The organism is Sporosarcina aquimarina (genome assembly GCF_023715615.1).
GTDB lineage: Bacteria > Bacillota > Bacilli > Bacillales_A > Planococcaceae > Sporosarcina > Sporosarcina aquimarina_A.
Map to the genome: position 1 here is coordinate 1 of NZ_JAMBOM010000021.1, position 1,061 is coordinate 1,061.

Annotated in this window: 9 tRNA genes; all 9 read right to left on the reverse strand. The window is 50.3% G+C overall.

The features are described 5' to 3' along the window. Positions 1-185: 185 nt before the first annotated feature. Positions 186-258: transfer RNA gene (locus M3197_RS17150), tRNA-Ala, on the reverse strand. A gap of 14 nt (positions 259-272) precedes the next feature. Next, positions 273-349 (reverse strand) — tRNA-Pro (locus M3197_RS17155). A 17-nt stretch (positions 350-366) separates the two neighbouring features. After that, positions 367-443, reverse strand: a tRNA-Arg gene (locus M3197_RS17160). Positions 444-467: 24 nt separating this feature from the next. Continuing rightward, positions 468-556 (reverse strand) — tRNA-Leu (locus M3197_RS17165). An 11-nt stretch (positions 557-567) separates the two neighbouring features. Next, a tRNA-Gly gene (locus M3197_RS17170) sits at positions 568-642 on the reverse strand. A gap of 8 nt (positions 643-650) precedes the next feature. Next, positions 651-732 (reverse strand) — tRNA-Leu (locus tag M3197_RS17175). A gap of 36 nt (positions 733-768) precedes the next feature. Continuing rightward, a tRNA-Lys gene (locus tag M3197_RS17180) sits at positions 769-844 on the reverse strand. A gap of 7 nt (positions 845-851) precedes the next feature. After that, positions 852-927, reverse strand: a tRNA-Thr gene (locus tag M3197_RS17185). Between the two features lie 8 nt (positions 928-935). Beyond that, a tRNA-Val gene (locus tag M3197_RS17190) sits at positions 936-1,011 on the reverse strand. Between the last annotated feature and the right edge of the window lie 50 nt (positions 1,012-1,061).

Sequence of the window (1,061 nt, forward strand, 5' to 3'; positions counted from 1 at the left end):
GCGTTCGTCCTGAGCCAGGATCAAACTCTCCATAAAAGAGAATTGATTGCTCAATTCGTACTGGCATCATTTAAGATGTCTATCAGATCAACTAAGATCTGTTTGTGTTTGTTTCACCGGCAAAACCAGCTTCCCAAACGATAATTCGTTGACATTTTGCTGTTCAGTTTTCAAGGTTCATAGAGTGGAGCCTAGCGGGATCGAACCGCTGACCTCCTGCGTGCAAGGCAGGCGCTCTCCCAGCTGAGCTAAGGCCCCGCATTAAAATAAAATGGTCGGGAAGACAGGATTCGAACCTGCGACCCCTTGGTCCCAAACCAAGTGCTCTACCAAGCTGAGCTACTTCCCGTTCCAAAAAAATAAAATTGGCGCGCCCGGCAGAAGTCGAATCCACAACCTTCTGATCCGTAGTCAGACGCTCTATCCAATTGAGCTACGGGCGCATACTATTTGAAAAAGTGAAAAAATGGTGCCGAGAACCGGAATCGAACCGGTACGGTAGTCACCTACCGCAGGATTTTAAGTCCTGTGCGTCTGCCAGTTCCGCCACCCCGGCATAAAAAACAATGGAGCGGAAGACGGGATTCGAACCCGCGACCCCGACCTTGGCAAGGTCGTATTCTACCACTGAACTACTTCCGCATAAGAGATGCGGGTGAAGGGACTTGAACCCCCACGCCCGAAGGCACTAGATCCTAAGTCTAGCGCGTCTGCCAATTCCGCCACACCCGCATAATCTCTAGATAATCTGCAAATAAATCACAGAAATGGTGAGCCATGCAGGATTCGAACCTGCGACCCTCTGATTAAAAGTCAGATGCTCTACCAACTGAGCTAATGGCTCGTACAAATGGTGCCGGCGAAAGGACTTGAACCCTCAACCTACTGATTACAAGTCAGTTGCTCTACCAGTTGAGCTACACCGGCACAAAAAATGGTGGAGGATGACGGGCTCGAACCGCCGACCCTCTGCTTGTAAGGCAGATGCTCTCCCAGCTGAGCTAATCCTCCATATATCACGCATAACTGCGCTTGCCTGGCAACGTCCTACTCTCACAGGG